Raw genomic sequence first — 17,957 nt, forward strand, 5'->3', positions numbered from 1 at the left:
ATCCTTTGGTTTTTATAGAAATTTTAACACTTTTAGGTGTATGAAATACACGATCTGATGCAGGATCATAAGGTGGGATAAATTTTACTAAAGCGATTTTTCATGGAAGAAATAAACGGACAAGACAAAGAAATACTAGAAAATATAAATACTCAAGAAACTGAAGAAATCATTCAGCATTTAAACAATCCAGTTACAGACTTAAAGCCAATCGTCAAGAAATATTTAAGCTCAGTAAAGAAGGTAGAGAATGAAGGCAATAAATTCTTTTTTGGAGATGGCAATGCCCGCGTGGAAATAAGGGTTGTAAGTGATGAGATCATTCGCGTAAGACTTGCTCCGCATGGTGTATTTTTAGATGATTTCTCTTATGCAGTTCCTGTTGTTGATCAGAAGGTGACTACATTTAAGTTGGAAGAGCTGGAGGATAGCTATGCCATCTCAACTAATACGATTACCTGTAAGGTAAGAAAGAGTGATTTCCTGGTGTCATTTACGGAGAACCTTACTCAAATGGTGATGAGTGAAGACGATGCTCCAATGCACTGGGAAGAGAATGTCGAATTTGGAGGCTATTATGTATATGCGACTAAAAAGTGCCAGTCAGAGGAGAATTTCTTTGGCCTGGGCGATAAGTCCGGAAATATGAATTTAAGGGGGCGTCATTTCCAAAACTGGAATACTGATGCCTATTCTTTTGGCTGGGACCAGGATCCACTCTATAGGACCATCCCATTTTATACCGGGGTGCACCAACAAGCGGCATATGGTATCTTCTTCGATAATACCTTCCGCTCTTATTTCGATTTTGGAAAAGAAGACAACAGCAAGACCAGTTTCTGGGCTGATGGCGGAGAATTGCAATATTACTACATTCACGGTCCGCATATGATGGATGTGGTGAAGAGATACCAGACACTTACCGGTACGCATCCAATGCCGCCAAAATGGGCTTTAGGTTACCATCAGTGCCGCTGGAGTTATTATCCGGAAAAGAAAGTTAAAGAAATAGCGGATGGTTTCCGTTCAAGAAGTATCCCTTGTGACGCGATTTACCTGGATATAGATTACATGGATGGGTACCGCTGCTTTACCTGGAACAAGAGCCATTTTCCTGATCCTAAGAGGATGATTAAGGAATTGGCCAATGACGGCTTTAAAACGGTAGTCATGATTGATCCGGGAATTAAAGTGGACGATAACTATTGGGTATTTAAAGAAGGAAAAGAAAATAATTTCTTCTGCCGCCGAAGCGACGATTACTTTATGGAAGGTCACGTGTGGCCGGGCAGATGCCAGTTTCCCGACTTTACCAATCCTGCTGTTCGTGAATGGTGGGGAGGTTTGTATAAAGAGCTGGTAGATATAGGAGTTGCCGGTGTTTGGAATGACATGAACGAGCCTGCCGTATTTGGTTCAGGTACATTCCCAAACGATGTAAGGCATAATTACGATGGGTACCGCGGCTCACACCGTAAGGCACATAATGTCTATGGAATGCAAATGGTGCGCTCTACATATGACGGGCTAAAAAAGCTGATGCGCAATAAACGTCCGTTTACCATAACACGTGCCGGATATTCGGGTATGCAACGCTATGGTTGTGTGTGGACCGGTGATAACGTGGCTACATGGGAACACCTCAAGATTGGTAATATCCAGTGTCAAAGGATGTCAGTTTCCGGTGTGCCTTTTTGCGGAACAGATATAGGCGGTTTTAGCGGAGAGCCTGATCCGGAATTATTTACGAGATGGATCCAACTGGGTACTTTCTCTCCATTTATGCGTGCACACTCTGCAGGAGATACTGCGGAAAGAGAACCATGGAGCTTTGGAGAACCGTATACCAGCATCAACAGGACTTACATCGAATTAAGATATAGATTGATGCCATATCTTTATTCTGTGTTCTGGGAACATCACCGCTATGGTTTCCCTATTTTAAGGCCTTTGGTCATGCTGGAGCAGGAGAATATTGGTAATAGCTTCCGTCAGGATGAATTTACATTTGGAGATAAGATTCTCGTGTGCCCTGTTCTGGAACAGGGAGCTACTTCACGTATGGTTTATCTTCCAAAAGGCAAATGGTATAACTTCTGGACCCATGAAGTGCTGAATGGCGAAAGTGAGCATAACATTGCCACGCCTCTGGATCACATGCCTTTGTTTGTACGAGCAGGTTCTGTAATACCTGAATATCCGGTAATGCAGTACGTAGGTGAAAAAGATATAGACGAAGTGATGTTAAATGTATACTTTGCAGATTACGAGGTCAATTCATTCCTGTTCGAAGATCATGGAGATACGTTTGCTTATGAGCAGGATATCTATTCGGAGAAAAAATTCATTGTAAAAGGAACTGAATATGCCTTAACTATAGAACAAAGCAGAGATGGATTGTATACTCCGAACTATGAACTGTACAATTACAATGTGATCGGCCTACCTTTTAATGTAAATAAGATTACTGTTGATGATGTAGATGTCACAGATTATACATTAGATGAACGTAACTGTTTACGTTTTAAATCAAATAAAAATTTCACCACGATTAAAATATACAATTAATGGAAGTGCTTGCCCACAGTTTATTTAGCGATTTTGACATATCATTATTCATCTCAGGCAAGCATTTCAGGTTATATGAGAAATTTGGTGCCCACCTCATCAAACTGAATGGTGCGGATGGTACGTACTTTGCTGTCTGGGCGCCCAATGCCCAGACAGTAAGTGTAACAGGTGATTTTAATCATTGGAATAAGGAAGCACATTCACTAAACCGGCGCCTGGATTCTTCCGGAATCTGGGAGGGTTTTATTCCGAATGTCCATAAAGGAGCAGTTTATAAATATGCAATTACAGGTTTTGATGGCAGCGCAATAGAAAAGGGTGATCCGTATGCGGTAAGGTGGGAGCATCCACCTAAAACGGCATCGGTAGTGTGGGATACAGACTATACCTGGAAGGACAAGGCATGGCTCAAGAAACGACCTAAGGTAAATGCACTAAATGCGCCAATGTCTGTTTATGAACTACATCTTGGCTCATGGCAGCGCGATCCCAGCGATCCTAAACGTGTGCTGACTTATAAGGAAATAGCAACTAGTTTGGTCCCTTATATACTCGACATGGGATTTACCCACGTAGAACTGATGCCGATTATGGAATATCCTTATTATCCATCATGGGGGTATCAGATCACCGGTTATTTTGCTGCAAGTTCCCGGCACGGGACACCCCAGGAGCTGATGTTCCTGATAGAAGAGCTGCATAAGAACAACATTGCTGTGATACTCGATTGGGTTCCCTCACATTTCCCCGGAGATGCACATGGACTGTACAATTTTGATGGGACACATTTGTATGAGCACGCAGATATGCGTAAGGGTTTTCATCCCGACTGGAAGTCATATATTTTCAACTATGACAGAAATGAGGTCAGGTCTTTCCTGATCAGCAATGCCTTGTACTGGCTGGATAAATTTCATGCCGATGGCTTACGGGTAGATGCAGTGGCTTCTATGTTATATTTTGACTTCTCCAGGAAGGCTGAAGAAGCGGCAACCAATGAGTTTGGCGGAAGTGAGAATCTGGGTGCAGTACTGTTCCTTAAAGATTTAAATGAGGCTGTCTATGGAAACTATGAAGGTGTACAGACTATTGCGGAAGAGAGTAGTACCTACCCTGGCGTTACCCACCCGGTTTATGCCGGAGGATTAGGCTTCGGAATGAAATGGATGATGGGCTGGATGAATGATACCTTGAAGTATTTTAAAAATGATCCGATCAACAGAAAATATCACCATCATCAGTTGACGTTCAGCATCACCTATGCCTTCAGCGAGAACTTTATGCTGCCCTTTTCACATGATGAAGTAGTGCATGGTAAATCATCCATGATCTATAAAATGCCGGGTGATGAATGGCAGAAGTTTGCGAACCTTAGGGTGCTGTATGCTTACATGTTTACACAGCCGGGTACAAAATTGCTGTTTATGGGCAATGAGTTTGCCCAGACCCACGAGTGGGACTTCAAAAATTCTTTAGACTGGCACCTGTTACAGCACCCTCCACATTTGGGGATGCAAAAAACAGTGCGGGCCATTAATAAATTGTATACTTCCGAACCTGCTTTATACGAACATAGTTTTTCTCATGAAGGGTTCGAGTGGATCAATGCAGATGATGCCAATAACTCCATTTTTATTTATATAAGAAAAGGAAAGAAGGCAAAAGATACGCTAATTGTTATCCTGAACCTGACACCTGTTTACAGGGAAAACTATCTTGTTGGGTTGCCTTTCAAAGCAAAATGGAAGGAAATATTCAATACAGATGCCACAGAGTTTTTTGGAAGCGGAAAGCTAAATGAAAATGTATTATTACCTCAGCAGGTCAGTTGCCACGGTCGCGAATATTCCATAGAGATCAACGTGCCGCCTTTGGCCGCAATCGTTTTAAAACAAGGTAAATAATACCGGAGACCAATAGGATAGCCGATCCAATGATCAGTAAAATGCGAATTGGTAGTCCGGCGGGTTCTATTGGCAGTTTCTGATCATGACCAATAAAAATCAGCGAGTCCCAGTAGTAGGGAAGGTATTCCTGTTCTCCGTTTCTTTTGCCATTCAACCAATTTAGCTTGGCCTGATGTAAAGCATTGCTGATTTCCTTTCCATCGATCAGATTTTGATACGTGTCAGCGGTAATGGCTGCGGCAGCTTCATCATTCACATTCCATAGACCAGCAATGGTTCCCTGTGTCCCGATCGCTGCAAATCCCCTGCTCAAACTAATGATCCCTTCTCCTGAGGCCATGATGCCATCTGCAGTCCGGCATGCGCTCAATACCACCAGAGATGGAGCTGTTTTACGGGCCGATAGTTCAAACAAAAAGACCTGGTTGTCTTCAAAGGCAAGCGTTGGTTCCTGTTGTAATCCAGATAGATATGAATGCGTGCTGATGTGTAAAACGGAGGCTTTATCAAAGGCCTCAAAGAAGTGATTTACATCAGCGTCCTTGCCCGTTATAAAGTCGCCTGCTACCAGTTTTTTAATGGATTCCGCTTCTTTCGCTACGGCAGGAATGTACTTTGTTCCTTTGTTCTCGTGGGTAATGAACAAACCTGCAAACGCTTTGCTGTTGTTTTGCTTTCGCTCCGATTGGTTCAATAAGGTTTGTATAGAAAATGCATAAGACAGGCTAGTTTTTTTGATCAGGTATGGCCACGTAGAAATTGAAGAGGTGTATTTGTCCTCTGTGATCAGGCCATCGAAAGACAGGTGACCCAGTATTTCATCGGGAATAATAATTACTTGTTTGCTATTTTGTAATTCAAAATCAGCTAATAATGTTTTGTAAATAGAATTCGAAGCCATGAAAAACTGTTTAGGCTGATCCAACATTGCAGCCGGACCATGACGATAAAAAGTATCCACAAATTCATTGACAGCATTCTTCACAGGTAATGCATTAACGATCTTTTTGATGTGTTTGATCTGCCTGTTTTTTACCTCGACTACATAGATCACTTCTTTGCCCATAAAGAACTCGATGATGTGTGTTTTCTGAGGTAGTTCCTTTATGATTCCCGATGAGGCGGATGTTTTAGCTTCTTTGAAAGTTTCCAAAGCCGGGTATTTCTCTCTTAGCTGCTTCTCTATTGATTCCAGTTTGAACTTAAGGTCAGCATTGTTTTTAGTCAATGATCTGATTTCTTCAGGATCCTGTAGCAATTGTTTTTCATTATATGTTATTGCCCGCTCTAAACGTTGCTTGTGTAGAAATAAGCTGTCTTTGGTTTGTAATGTAAGTTGTTGCTGATTCCGTCTGATGTCATCCAGTAAAGTTCTCGCTTTGGTTTTTTCAATAATGTCGAGAATTACCTCAGCATAGTGGTGTTGCTTTGTCCGCTCCAGCAGCTTAAAGGCGATCTCAATGGCTTTCTCGGCCATTTGTTTTGTTTCTCCCTGAAACCTTTGTTTGGTCTTTACATCAGCCAGTTCAAAACGGATCTTATCGACAGCAAACAATGACAGCCTGATGTTTTGAAGTGCGGATTGATCATCACCCAAATTTAAATAGGCGAGGGCCTTCTGATAAAAGACATCAATGATGCGATTGTCGCCAAATATAGCTGATTCATTTACACTGCCTGATGCGTTTAACAAACCAAAAGTGCTCAAAGTCTGATTGAAATAATTGATCGCTTCTGCTGCTTTACCCTGGTTTAGTTTAATTTTACCCAGTTCAGTAATGATATTTGCTTTCTCCCTTAGCCTGTTCCCTTTGTAGTACTGATCGTTTATAGACAGCCCTAAATGATAGTACTTTTCTGCAGCGCTGTAGTTTCCCTTAGCCAGTTGTATATTACCGGCTGTGATGTAACTGCTGAGCAGCCAGTAAGCAGTTTGGATATCCAGTTGCTGTTTCTTTTGTCTGGCAATATTGGCGTTGATGATCCGTTCCGCATTTGAAAGGTCATTTTTGTCTTTATAGATATCAGCGAGGGTATTGTCCAGTAAAATACGGACGGTTGAAGCCGCATCCGTTTTTAAGATCCCGAGCCTGATGTATTCTTCTGCTTTCTTAAAATCAGCCAAAGACCGGTAGGATATGGCCATGTTGTTATAAGTAGAGGCCGCAAGCTCATTATCATGCTCTTTTATCGCAAAGTCCAGTATCTTCTGCTGAATAAATAATGCCTTTTCATAATCGCCCAACCGGGTATAATTATTTGCCCAGGGCTTTAATATATAGTCGGTGATTTCTATGTTGAGGTTATGCTTCGCCCAGTAATTATAGGCGTGTTCATAGCTGTTAATAGACTCTAAAATATTGCCGGAGAATAGTTGATTGTACCCCTGGTTACTGAGTAGCATTAGCCAGGCACCGTGTTCATCTGGCGTTTTAGCTTTTCTCCAGGCATCCTGCTCAGTTTTCATTAAAAATGACAAGCTTTTGCGGCGGTTGATGTTGCTGTAATCTATTCTTGTGTACAGCCAGTCCGTTAAGTTATTGGCCTTTTTTAACAAATCTAAGGAGGTCTTAATATCTGGTTCAGGGTCCTGAGGAGTCTGGACCACAGTAAAGGTGAGTAGTGAAATTAATAAAAACCGGGTTAAAACTTCCACGTTAAATAAGTGATCAATCTGTTATTTGTATTTTGCAAGGTAAACAAATATCTGAAGCCTATAGATGGGCCCACATGTACTTTTCCAATTTGGACATCGGCAAATAAAGTATTCTGAAAATCACTGAAACTGCTGCTGATCTTATCAAAAGATTCTTTGACGGTCAACGGTGTTCCCACTCCATTCGCACTCAATACCTCGTATAGACTTTCTTTGCCGGGCTTAGACTGCTTGTCGATATTTAAAGAGACCAGCGTGCCTGCTCCCGCACCGAAATACTTATTGAAATTATACCTGAGCTGTAATGGAACTATATTGATGGTCATTACTTTTACTTTCGCGGTGCTGTCTGAGTATTTTAGTTTTCCCTCTACTCGTTTGCCATCGACAAGCACTGGTACGATCCGGTCATTCCCTTCTGTTCTTTGTATGAGGTATTCTTTTTCAGCAAAAGAACTGGCATACAGTTCTACCTGCCAGTAATACCTGTGCGGTGCATAAGGGGCTAATGTAGCGCCAAAGGTGATGTTCTTTTGTCCGGCAAAAGGCGTATTGCCGCTTTCAAACGGAAATCCGTAGCCGGCTATAATTCCGGGCGATAAACCCATTTTATACCTTCCCGCAGCTTTATTGGTATAAATAGGCTCATTTTTATCAAATACAATGGCTGCCCCACTTTTAAAAGGAAGTTTCTTTGGCTTTTCCTTAAAACCAATACTGTACTCAATATAACCCATGGTAGAGTCGGCATCCTTTACACCTTTCTGCTGCATGCCTGGCAGATAAATGTTTTTGAATACAAAATGCACACTGTCGGCAGTGTGAACGGTATCCATCGCACTTTGGTTGGCATAGGCCGAGTCGGCCATGATCAGTTTAGGTTTGGAGTCCAGAATTTTAATGCTGTTCATGTCCAGTACTTCAGCAATGGCAATGCCCACATCTACTTTTTTTGCAGGACCCTTTCCGGTATTTTGAAACCTTACTTTATAAGTGAGCTGTTTTTTCTTACCCGTGAATCTATAGTTCATGCGGCTGTTTTTCAGCATCATCTTATTTGGATCATGTGAAGCTACAATCTGCAATTCCATTGTAAAGAACTCGGTAGTGGCCAGCGGATTATCCGGAACAAACATCCCCGTCAGCTTTACTACAGCATTGGTATCCTTGATCATCTCAGGTGTAGTCTTGAATTGCATGAACAGGAATCTTTCTTCGCCCGTCTTAAGGTCATCAAATTTCCAGCTTTCGGTGGTTCTAAAGGCAGCCATCTTTTCGCGGATCAAGGCCGTGCCATCCGGATCCAGTACCGCTGCATCAAAATCAGAAATGCTAGGTCCTCCGGATGCATAAAAAGGTGCTGAAGTTGCCGGTTTCAAAGCCGCAAATGTGCCCTGCTTTTCAATGGTTGTCTTTTTCTCATTGTGGTAAGCCCTGGTCTCTACTAATGCGAAGTTGTCTTTGGTAAATTCCTTATCGTTGTACAGAACAGATAAAGTACCGTTTAAACTGGCAAGTCCACTTTCGGGTTTATTCTTGTAGCCCAGGATCAGCATCATGTCTTCTCCGGGTTTAGGCATGCAATTGGTCTTGATTTCTATTGATCCTCCGGATTTAAAAAATGAAGGTTCGGTGTGTTTTGAAGCCAACACTGGTCTGCTACTTCCGGGTTTTAAAGGTTTTGGTCTTGAGGGAGGTGGTTTTCCATCATCATAGCTGTTGGTGGCAAACAGGCGTACATTATAGAGCAACGAGTCAGGATATTGGTGTTCAGGTTCTTTTTCAAAAGAAAACTTGCCGTCTCCAAACTCCCAAAAATAGGTATAGAAGGGTTCGGGAGCACCGGCTATTGGTCTCAATGGCCTTAAAACAGAACTAAATTTAACTATGCCATTTTCGGTTTTGTGGTTGATGATGGCAGGCACAGTATCGGTAGCAACTATCTTAGGAGGGATAGACTGGGTTTGTGCTGCGGCGGTTCCGAAACACAAGAGAGAGATTGCGCAAAGTAAATTTTTCATCCTGAGTAATAAAATTAACAATATTATCTAGAATAACTAAAAAAAGATAAAGCCCTAATCAAAGGACTTTATCTTATGGTGTATTTATAAGCAAATGTTAGTAATTATCCAGACTATTTATGGCAGCTTGTACAGCAGCTTCTGTAGTCTCAGTTAAAGTAAGGGTGATGTTTTGATTCGCTGTAATTGTAGTCTCAACCGCAGCATAGTAGAATTTTCCATCTTTGATAGAGAAAGAGAACATGCGACCTTCAGAACCGATAGGCATCATGTTGTCATAACTTTTCACCTTATTAGCGCCATCAGGAGTATACAGTTGAGCTACTACATTGCTGCCTTTAGCGCAGAAGTATACATATGTTTCTCCGCTATAAGAATGGAAACTGGCCATTGATCCTGGGTTGTTTAAGACTTCAACCCTTACAGTAGTTTTAGGATTCGTGTAGTTATAAAATACGTCACAGTTGATCCATCCGAGGTTTCCGAAGCTAAAAGTAAAATTACTTGCAACTGCATTTACTTCTACATTCACGCCGTTAGCTTTGCGTGGTGCCTGCCATGCCATTTGAGCAGCATCACCGGCTACCAGAGGTTTGTCATTCTGGTCTACACCTTGCCAAAGCTGCGTAACACCATCACGTTTAGCAGGAATCGCAATCTGAATCGGCACAGCCAGGTTTTGGTCTACACTAGTACCGTTAGATTTTACATCGATAAAAACAAAGCCATCAGAAGCAAGAGGAGCGCCTGAAAAATGATTGGTATTTGCACCGGTTAATATGACTGCGCTTCTTTTCAATACTTCGTAAGCCTCTACAGTTACACTACCTGTTACAGGTATGCCTCCTTTAGTTAAGGAACCTGCAGGGAAAGTTACTTTAGTTCCGTCAAGGAAAGTTACTGTCTGCGGAAGTGCTGAAGCGTTAATTTCTTTAGTTTGTTTCTGAGCGCCAAATTTAGCGGTAAATTCCTTAGCTGAATTTACGGTGTTGCTTCTTACGCTGCCGTTTTCTTTTTTACAAGCCAGACCTAAAGAGATCAATGCGATAAATAATGCTGATGTTAAGTTGAACTTTTTCATGATTTCATATTTTAAAAATTGCTTACTCTTTTCAGGCTTTTCAGCGTCCGCCATTTATGTGATTCGAATAGATATCAATGGCATTTGAATTTTGTTACCCCCTGTTTCCATATTTTTTTACCGCACTATCAAAAGAAGTTATAAATTAGTGCCGGTATCCTTTATATAACCACCGCCAATGGCCAAAAACATACATTCAGATCAGCGTTATATTATCGGATTGGTAAACAATGATGCTGTGATCATCAATGAGATTTACAAACGTTGTGCTGCCAAAGTCAAATCCTGGATTACTTTTAATAATGGGAGTGAAGACGATGCTGCTGATATATTTCAGGAAGCACTGATGGATGTTTATCGGCAGGCGAAATACAAGTCATTGGAGCTAACCTGTCCGATCGAACCTTATATCTTACTGATATGCAAGCGCAAATGGCTGAATGAAATCAAAAAAAGATCAATTCTACCGGTAACAAATAGTGAGGAGGATTTATTACATATCGGAGAAGATACTTTTGCTAATGCAGATGAACTTGAAAACCAGGAGGCACAGTCCAAAATGTTTTTCAGGGCATTTGAGAAATTAGGAGATCGTTGCAGGGAGATCATAGAATGGAGCATGAAAGGAGAGGCACAGGAAAAAGTTGCCGAATCTTTGGGTGTGACCTATGGTTACCTGAGAAAAAAGAAATCTGAATGCATGGCTTCTCTGATAAAATTGGTTCAATCTTATAAAACGGAAGAATGATGAATGAGGAGAAATTATTAACTGTTGCCCGTTACCTTGAGGGTGATATGGAGCTTCAGGAAAAAGAAGGGTTTGAAGTACAACTGGAGTCTGATGCAGAACTGCAGCAGCTCGTAGCTGAATACAACCACATCCACCAGACCTTGAAAATGAAGATTGCACCTTCAGTAGAAGATAAAAATGTACAGGCAACACTGGAAACATTGAATAAGCAATATTTCAATTCGGCTGATTTAATTAAAGATTTGCCTGCTGAACAGCCAGCAGATGTGCCGGTAGTAAAGCTATCTGTAGCACCATATCTGAAATGGATGAGTATAGCCGCTGTTTTGGTGATCGGTCTACTGATCTGGGCACCATGGTCGGCCAGCCTTTACGAAAAATATGGCATCAGCAGAGAAATGTCCGTAGTAGAACGCGGTGCAGATCAGCCGAACACACTTGAAAAAGCTGCCGCTTTATACAACGCAAAAGACTATGCCGGAGCACGTAAAATATTGCAGCCAATGTATATGGAGACTCCCCAAAATACACTGTTGGCATATTACTTTGCCATCACTTTAGTGGAAACTGGCAAAGAAGCGGAGGCACGTACCGTGTTTTTAAAGCTTTACAATGGAGAATCGGTATTTAAATACGATGCTGCTTACTATACTGCCTTGAGCTTCTTAAAACAGGAAAATGAAAAGGATGCACGGATCTGGCTCGAGAAAATCCCTGAGGGAACAGCAAATTATACACAGGCACAGGAGCTGATGAGTAAGTTGAAATAGAATTTTGCTGAATAATAAGTCATACCCGTCATCTGCTCAATGAGGATAAAAGCAACGAATAGCTTTACGTTTTTTTGTTTCAAATCTTAAAAATATGAAACATAAAAAACTTTTGAGCATTATGATGCTTTTACTGATCTGGCTTCCTCAGCTGGTATTTTCACAGGAGAAAAATCTTTTATCAAGATTAAAAGCGGCAGAATGGTTTGAAGTTAGCGTTAAAATCCAGGAAAATGTTGCCAAGGTCGCTAGTGGTGATCCGGATCTAAAACGTTATGACCTTAAGTACAAACTAAAGAATCAGCACCCCGATGGTAGTAGAACTTATGATTTGATTGTAGAGCGGACTAGAATTAAGTGTTTTTATCCCGGCTCTATAATGGGATACGACTCTTATTACCCTGCATATTTACAAAGTAATAATGAGACGTCTGTTAAGCCGGCTTTTGAATTAAAGATTGGAAAAAGTGGCGAAATCGTATCGGTTAAGGCAGGTAACAAATTTACAAGGCCGATGATGAGTCCGGTACAAGTGCAAAAAGCGGTGAATGGCATTATTTTAAGTGCCGTTAAACCCATTGATGCCGAGTTGATTAAGCAGATTTCGGAATTGATTATTAGAAATACGCCTCACAACACTGAGTTTTTCTGGCAGTTGACCGCTGCGTCCTTTCCGATTCAGAAAAACACGCTGATTAAAGGGAAAATCAATAATATGAATGACAGCGTAAGGGAAAGGCTAATATTATATGCCACTGGTAAAGGGGAAGTCGTATTTGAAAAAGACGGAACTTTTAACATGCCTATGCTATTAGACGAGGGCTGCGATGTGAATTTACTCTATCAAATTGAGCCGAAGAGCTTAAATGTTTCTTTTTTTATCGAACCTGGAGATACATTGGTAATGAATGCAGATGGACAGGATTTAGAAAAAAGTATTCGGTTTTCTGGTAATTCTGCTAGAATGGCTGAACTTGCGATGGAATTAAATAAGGTTAAAAGTAAGTTTACTACTCCTGAACTGGAAGATGATGTTAAGGAATTTTCTGCCAGCAGCTTCATGTCGCAGCAGGTAAAGGACAAAGCATTATTTGATCAGGTAATGAGTAAATATAAGGGGCAGATTTCTAAAAATGGATGGGATTATTACTATTTCCAATTTGTCTATAGGCAAGCTGACGCTAAAACGGATTTTCTGCTAAAGACAAAGTATAGGAGCAGCCCTCAAGCTAAAGAGGTCTTTGAAGATTTTCCCAAAGATTTCTTCAAGAGTATTGACACGTTGCCGATACAAATGAATGAGTACAGAACCAATGAATGGTATACTACTTTTATCCATGATTTTGGTCTTTACCTGGGAGATAAAGTGGGCCGTGTTAGTGGCGGACAATATGGTTTCCTGTCAAGTTATGCGATGTCACTGACTTATTTGAAGCATTTCCCATTATACTTTTCATTATCTGAAGCTTTTGAACAGGAACTAGAGGAAAGCAACTGGAAAAAGGCCCAATTGCTAAAGCCATATTATGAAGACTTTATCAGGAATTGCGGAGATACTTCGCTAACCAATCACCTCAAGCTGAAGTGGAAGCGAATCAATGCCTGGGCTCCGGGGAAGGAGAGTCCATTAAAGTCAATAAAATTGGCCGATGGATCGGTTTTAGACCTCAGCAAGTTTAAAGGTAAAACATTAAGCCTCACTTTCAATTTTCACTACCCTGAAGAAGTTAAACATCTTTTAGAACGAATTAAAAAGCAGGATCCCAGTAAAGTCCAATTTGTGATCGTACAACTGGAAGAAGAAAACTATCCAAAAAGCAGAATAGATACTGCATTTAGAAAATTCCCCAATGTGACTTACGTGAAAATTTCCTTTAATGATCAGGAACTGGAAGAAAAGCTGATGATGAGTCATTTCGATATCAAAACATTTTTATTTGATCGGGACTTTAAAGTCGTAGAGGATAACATCGATGAGCAGCAGGGGGGAATGTCAGAGAAAAACTTTGAAGAGGCAGTAAAGAAAGCGCTGACTCCGAAGCAGATGGATAAGGAACAAAAGGCCGCATTGATAAAAACGATAGGATGGAGCGCAGGCTCTATCCTATTTACATTTCTTTTCATCTTTTTCATCAATAAAGGTAGAATCGCAGGTATAAGAAAAAAAGAGGCTTTAAAAAGACAGATTAAAGAACTGGAACTTAAAGCCATCCGTTCTCAGATGAACCCGCATTTCTTGTTCAACTCCATGAATTCCATTCAGTCTTTGATTAACGGGAAACAGTACCTGCAGGCAAATATATACCTTGAAAAGTTTTCGCTGCTGATGAGAAGGGTTTTGAACAATTCTGAGGCAAGTTTTGTAACCCTTTCAGATGAACTGGAAGCAATCAAGCTTTACTGCGAGTTAGAGCAACTGCGATTTGATTTTAAATTTGAAATAAATATTTCTCCGGACGTGAATACCCAGTTGACAGAGATTCCGGGAATGATCATTCAGCCGCTTGTTGAGAATTCAGTATTACACGGACTGGCTCAAAAAGGAGCAGAAGGAGAGTTGGTCATCAGCATTAATTATCAACAGCCTTACCTTAAAATTATAGTAACCGATAATGGCTCTGGTTTGAAGGAAAAAGCCTCCACGCATCATCAGAGTTTTGGACTCAAGCTGGTACGGGAAAGATTGAATTTGCTAAATACGGGTGGAATTGCCGGGGATTTAGAGTTAAGCAGTAATTTAGGTACCAATCAAAGTGGCGTTACCGCTATATTAACCATTCCAATAGATTAATGATGATCTTAAAAGCAATATTAATTGACGATGAATCGAAAAGCAGAGCAAATTTGCGTCAGCTGCTGCTGGAGTATTGCACGAATGTAGCGGTTATCGCAGAGGCCGGTTCTGCAACTGAGGCTCTAAAATTAATCAGGGAACTAAAGCCTGACTTGCTTTTTCTGGATATAGAAATGGGTGAGGTTTCAGGCTTTGATCTCCTAAAGCTATTAGACGGGCAACAAACATTTGAAGTGATATTCGTTACTGCGTTCGATAAGTATGGTATACAAGCTGTAAAAAGTTGCGCTATTGACTACCTTTTAAAGCCCATTAACATCCTGGAGTTGAGTAATGCTGTCGATAAAGCCATCAGGCAGATTAACCCAAAAAAGGAAAATGAAAGGCTAAAACAGCTCGTAGCCAATATAGACAGGGGAGATGATGAGCAACGGATCGCAATTCCTTTGTCAGATAAAATAGAATTTCTGACAGTCAACAAAATCATCAGACTTGAGGCGGAGGGTAACTACACGCATATTTATTTAGACAATCAGAAACAATACCTCGTATGTAAAACACTGAAGGAATATCAGGAGCTACTGGAAAATCATCAGTTTATCAGGACTCACCAGTCACACCTGATCAACTTCCGTAAGATATCAGCCTATGTAAAATCAGATGGCGGTTATATTGCCATGGAAGATGGAAGTCAGGTGCCGATTTCCAGACAAAAGAAAGAAGAGGTTTTATCAAGGTTTATGAAAGGAAAACCTTAAAAGTAGTCCAGCCTCCGTCAGTTTCCAAAGAAAAGCGGAAGTGATGGTTTAGCAGGATCTCTCTGGTTAGCGTAAGCCCTATACCTTGTCCGTTCTTTTTACTGCTGAAAAATGGCGTGAACAGATGTTGGCCAATCTCCTTTGAAATGCCGCTGCCATTATCCGCGACTGAAATACTCAATGGTGATAGCGAACTTTTCAATACAATAGTCCCATTTACTTCTACGGCCTCAAGTGCATTTTTCACGATGTTGATCAGTACCTGCTCCATTTGCTCTACATCCATGTCAACCGGAATTTCCTCCTCACAAAGATCCAGTTTCCAGTCTACCTGCTTTTGTCTGCCTTCAGCATCCATCAGAGATTGTACAGATCTGATCAATTTGTTGATGTCGTAGCGCTCGAAAATAGGCTCGGGTATTTTTACCACATCCGCAAAATTAGAGATCACACTGCTTAGCGCCTTATTCCTGTTGATGGCCACATTCAAAGCATTCTCATAATCTTCACGGTTTTCTACCAGTAACTGATCTTTGAAGTTGATGACAGTCGACAATATCGAATTGATTGCACCTATAGAATTGTTCGTCTCATGCGACATGATGCGAATCACCTTATCATAAGCATTTTTCTCTTTCTTATAGATCTCGTCGTTCAACTCTTCAATCATAATGAAATAATGAGAATAACCCAGGTCAACGAAATGAGCTTTCTGACATTTATATACTGCAGAGCCATTTAAGTTGATTACCTCCGCTTTTCCATTCTCCAGTTTGCCAATCTCATTTGCAAGCTGTCCGGGAATATCGCTTAGCAACATACCTATTAATGTTTCGGTATTGGTTCCCAGCATACGTACCGCTGCGGTGTTGACGGAGCTGATGCGGTTATCCTCCTCCAGCAATATGATCCCCGATGGAGATGCCTGGATCAACTTGTCGAGCGTGTAATGTTTTTCACTCTGTCGGATGCGCTCTTCTCTCAACTGGTCAATCATCTGGTTGTACACGCCAATTAATCGGTCCATTTCCTTATGTCCCGTTTTAGCCAGTCGGGTATTGAAATCCTGATCTTTTATCGCTTCAATGCCTGCAGAAATAAATTTGGCAGGCTGACTGATCCCTCTGTACAACCAAACTGACAGTATGATAGAAAGTAAGATCAGCACTTCCCCGATGATGATCACATAAGTTTTGCTGGTCGGCAAATTCATCAGCAGGAAGACGAAGGCCAGGTGTATGATTATGCTGAAGAAGATGAACTTATTTTTGAGTTTCATAAGGAATGTTGTATTTCTCCAGTTTTCTGTATAAAGTGCCACGGCTCAGTCCGAGAGAACGCGCTACTTTGCTGATGTTTTGCTGGTGGTACTCCATTGCTTTTCTGATCATAGAAAGTTCCATTTCATCAATGGTCATGCTTCCTACAGCAGGTATTTCAGCGCTGTCTTTTACAAACCCTGAAGCATCCAGTTGCTGTTCAAAATCCTTTATTTCCAATGTGTCCTTATCTGAAACAAGGACGGTGCGCTCTACGATGTTTTTCAGTTCCCTGATGTTGCCGGAAAGAAATAACTCCTTTAACCAGGACAAGGCCTTCTGACTGATCTTTAGTTTATCCCTGCGATATAAGGCTTTCAGGTTATTGATGAAATAATTGGCCAATAAAGGAATGTCGTCTTTGCGCTGACGGAGAGGGGGGAGTTGGATCAGGATTAGGTTGATGCGGTAATACAAATCTTCCCTAAACTTTTTATCAGCCACCATTTCCTTAAGGTTTCTGTTGGTGGCACAGATCACCCTGACATCTACTGTGCGGGTTTTACTGTCGCCCAATACCTCATAAGTCCTGTCCTGCAATACCCTCAATAACTTTACCTGGCTGTTCAAATCCAGATCACCGATCTCATCCAGAAAGATAGTGCCCTTGTTGGCCATCTCAAACCTGCCCATGCGGTCATTTCTTGCGTCAGTAAAAGAGCCGCGTTTGTGACCAAACATTTCACTTTCAAATAAGGAAGATGAAATTCCGCCAAGGTTTACCTTAACGAAGGGTTTATGTCTTCTTGAGCTGTTCTGGTGAATGGCCTCAGCGATTAATTCCTTACCCGTCCCACTTTCGCCGGTGATTAAAACGGCAGCTTCAGTGGCACTGATCCGGCCTATGGTTTTTAATACCGACTGCAGCTGCGGATCATCTCCAATGATGTTTTCAAATCCAAACTTGTCATTGAGCTGCTTGCGGGTAACTGATCCTGTTTTACCCTGGTCATCATCTCCTGATAATTTTATTGCGGTATGTATAGATTCAAGAAGGGCGGTATTGTCCCATGGCTTGTTGATGAAATCTGATGCGCCTATTTTCATGCCTTCCACTGCGATAGGGATAGAGCCCCAGCCGGTCATCAGTATCACAGGCAGCTCTGGCTTTATCTCCCTGATCTTTGAGAGCGCAATTAAACCCTCTTTTCCCGATGTTTCCATAGAAAAATTCATGTCGAGCAGCACACTTTTCAGTGGTTGCTGTTCAATGATCGGATAGGCCTCTTCCGGATTTTCCGCTGTAAAAACCACAAAACCTTCATGCTTTAAAAACAGGCTCAGGGAAGTCCTTACAGCTACATCGTCGTCAATTATCAGGATCATGGA

At 41.3% G+C, this 17,957-nt stretch carries 11 protein-coding genes; 6 read left to right on the top strand and 5 right to left on the bottom strand.

The window, feature by feature from the left end; translation table 11 throughout:
* Positions 1–102 precede the first annotated feature (102 nt).
* Together R2Q78_RS12395 and glgB are read left to right on the top strand one after the other, a co-directional pair.
* A complete protein-coding gene (locus tag R2Q78_RS12395) occupies positions 103–2,568 on the top strand; it encodes a glycoside hydrolase family 31 protein (RefSeq protein WP_316792318.1) in 2,466 nt (821 codons plus the stop codon).
* The gene (gene glgB / locus R2Q78_RS12400; RefSeq protein WP_316792320.1) at positions 2,568–4,475 is read left to right on the top strand and encodes a 1,4-alpha-glucan branching protein GlgB; all 1,908 of its coding nucleotides are present in this window, start codon (positions 2,568–2,570) and stop codon (positions 4,473–4,475) included. The genes R2Q78_RS12395 and glgB overlap by 1 nt, the downstream gene beginning before the upstream one ends.
* Here glgB and R2Q78_RS12405 read toward each other — a convergent pair.
* The 3 genes from R2Q78_RS12405 to R2Q78_RS12415 form a co-directional block, all read right to left on the bottom strand.
* Complete coding sequence (locus tag R2Q78_RS12405) at positions 4,429–7,134, bottom strand: CHAT domain-containing tetratricopeptide repeat protein (protein ID WP_316792322.1); 2,706 nt, start codon at positions 7,132–7,134, stop codon at positions 4,429–4,431. The two genes, glgB and R2Q78_RS12405, sit on opposite strands and share 47 nt — an antisense overlap.
* Entirely contained in the window at positions 7,122–9,155 is a 2,034-nt protein-coding gene (locus tag R2Q78_RS12410) for a hypothetical protein (RefSeq protein ID WP_316792324.1), read from the bottom strand. Before R2Q78_RS12410 ends, R2Q78_RS12405 begins: the two co-directional genes overlap by 13 nt.
* A gap of 97 nt (positions 9,156–9,252) precedes the next feature.
* Positions 9,253–10,236 carry a hypothetical protein gene (locus R2Q78_RS12415; protein WP_316792326.1) on the bottom strand — a complete coding sequence of 328 codons (984 nt, stop codon included), beginning with the start codon at positions 10,234–10,236 and terminating at the stop codon, positions 9,253–9,255.
* 178 nt (positions 10,237–10,414) lie between these two features.
* On the opposite strand from R2Q78_RS12415, the gene R2Q78_RS12420 reads away from it, so the two are divergent.
* The 4 genes from R2Q78_RS12420 to R2Q78_RS12435 all read left to right on the top strand — a co-directional run bounded on the left by R2Q78_RS12420 (position 10,415) and on the right by R2Q78_RS12435 (position 15,309).
* Complete coding sequence (locus R2Q78_RS12420) at positions 10,415–10,984, top strand: sigma-70 family RNA polymerase sigma factor (protein ID WP_316792328.1); 570 nt, start codon at positions 10,415–10,417, stop codon at positions 10,982–10,984.
* Positions 10,981–11,757, top strand: coding sequence for a tetratricopeptide repeat protein (locus R2Q78_RS12425; protein WP_316792330.1), 777 nt, complete (start codon positions 10,981–10,983; stop codon positions 11,755–11,757). The genes R2Q78_RS12420 and R2Q78_RS12425 overlap by 4 nt, the downstream gene beginning before the upstream one ends.
* Before the next feature lie 94 nt (positions 11,758–11,851).
* Complete coding sequence (locus R2Q78_RS12430) at positions 11,852–14,548, top strand: histidine kinase (protein WP_316792332.1); 2,697 nt, start codon at positions 11,852–11,854, stop codon at positions 14,546–14,548.
* Entirely contained in the window at positions 14,548–15,309 is a 762-nt protein-coding gene (locus tag R2Q78_RS12435) for a LytTR family DNA-binding domain-containing protein (protein ID WP_316792334.1), read from the top strand. The genes R2Q78_RS12430 and R2Q78_RS12435 overlap by 1 nt, the downstream gene beginning before the upstream one ends.
* Here R2Q78_RS12435 and R2Q78_RS12440 read toward each other — a convergent pair.
* Positions 15,290–16,588 (bottom strand): sensor histidine kinase, encoded by a 1,299-nt coding sequence (locus R2Q78_RS12440; RefSeq protein ID WP_316792336.1) that lies wholly within the window; start codon positions 16,586–16,588, stop codon positions 15,290–15,292. The genes R2Q78_RS12435 and R2Q78_RS12440 overlap by 20 nt on opposite strands.
* The gene (locus R2Q78_RS12445; protein WP_316792339.1) at positions 16,572–17,954 is read right to left on the bottom strand and encodes a sigma-54 dependent transcriptional regulator; all 1,383 of its coding nucleotides are present in this window, start codon (positions 17,952–17,954) and stop codon (positions 16,572–16,574) included. Before R2Q78_RS12445 ends, R2Q78_RS12440 begins: the two co-directional genes overlap by 17 nt.
* Positions 17,955–17,957 lie beyond the last annotated feature (3 nt).

Origin of the sequence: Pedobacter frigoris, assembly GCF_032678645.1 — a bacterium.
GTDB lineage: Bacteria > Bacteroidota > Bacteroidia > Sphingobacteriales > Sphingobacteriaceae > Pedobacter > Pedobacter frigoris_A.

Excerpts from the sequence above, each read along its gene's own strand:
- R2Q78_RS12395 (WP_316792318.1), top strand. The coding sequence starts at position 103 with ATGGAAGAAATAAACGGACAAGACAAAGAAATACTAGAAAATATAAAT.
- R2Q78_RS12415 (WP_316792326.1), bottom strand. The coding sequence starts at position 10,236 with ATGAAAAAGTTCAACTTAACATCAGCATTATTTATCGCATTGATCTCT.
- R2Q78_RS12435 (WP_316792334.1), top strand. The coding sequence starts at position 14,548 with ATGATGATCTTAAAAGCAATATTAATTGACGATGAATCGAAAAGCAGA.
- R2Q78_RS12425 (WP_316792330.1), top strand. The coding sequence starts at position 10,981 with ATGATGAATGAGGAGAAATTATTAACTGTTGCCCGTTACCTTGAGGGT.
- R2Q78_RS12410 (WP_316792324.1), bottom strand. The coding sequence starts at position 9,155 with ATGAAAAATTTACTTTGCGCAATCTCTCTCTTGTGTTTCGGAACCGCC.
- glgB (WP_316792320.1), top strand. The coding sequence starts at position 2,568 with ATGGAAGTGCTTGCCCACAGTTTATTTAGCGATTTTGACATATCATTA.
- R2Q78_RS12430 (WP_316792332.1), top strand. The coding sequence starts at position 11,852 with ATGAAACATAAAAAACTTTTGAGCATTATGATGCTTTTACTGATCTGG.
- R2Q78_RS12440 (WP_316792336.1), bottom strand. The coding sequence starts at position 16,588 with ATGAAACTCAAAAATAAGTTCATCTTCTTCAGCATAATCATACACCTG.
- R2Q78_RS12445 (WP_316792339.1), bottom strand. The coding sequence starts at position 17,954 with ATGATCCTGATAATTGACGACGATGTAGCTGTAAGGACTTCCCTGAGC.
- R2Q78_RS12420 (WP_316792328.1), top strand. The coding sequence starts at position 10,415 with ATGGCCAAAAACATACATTCAGATCAGCGTTATATTATCGGATTGGTA.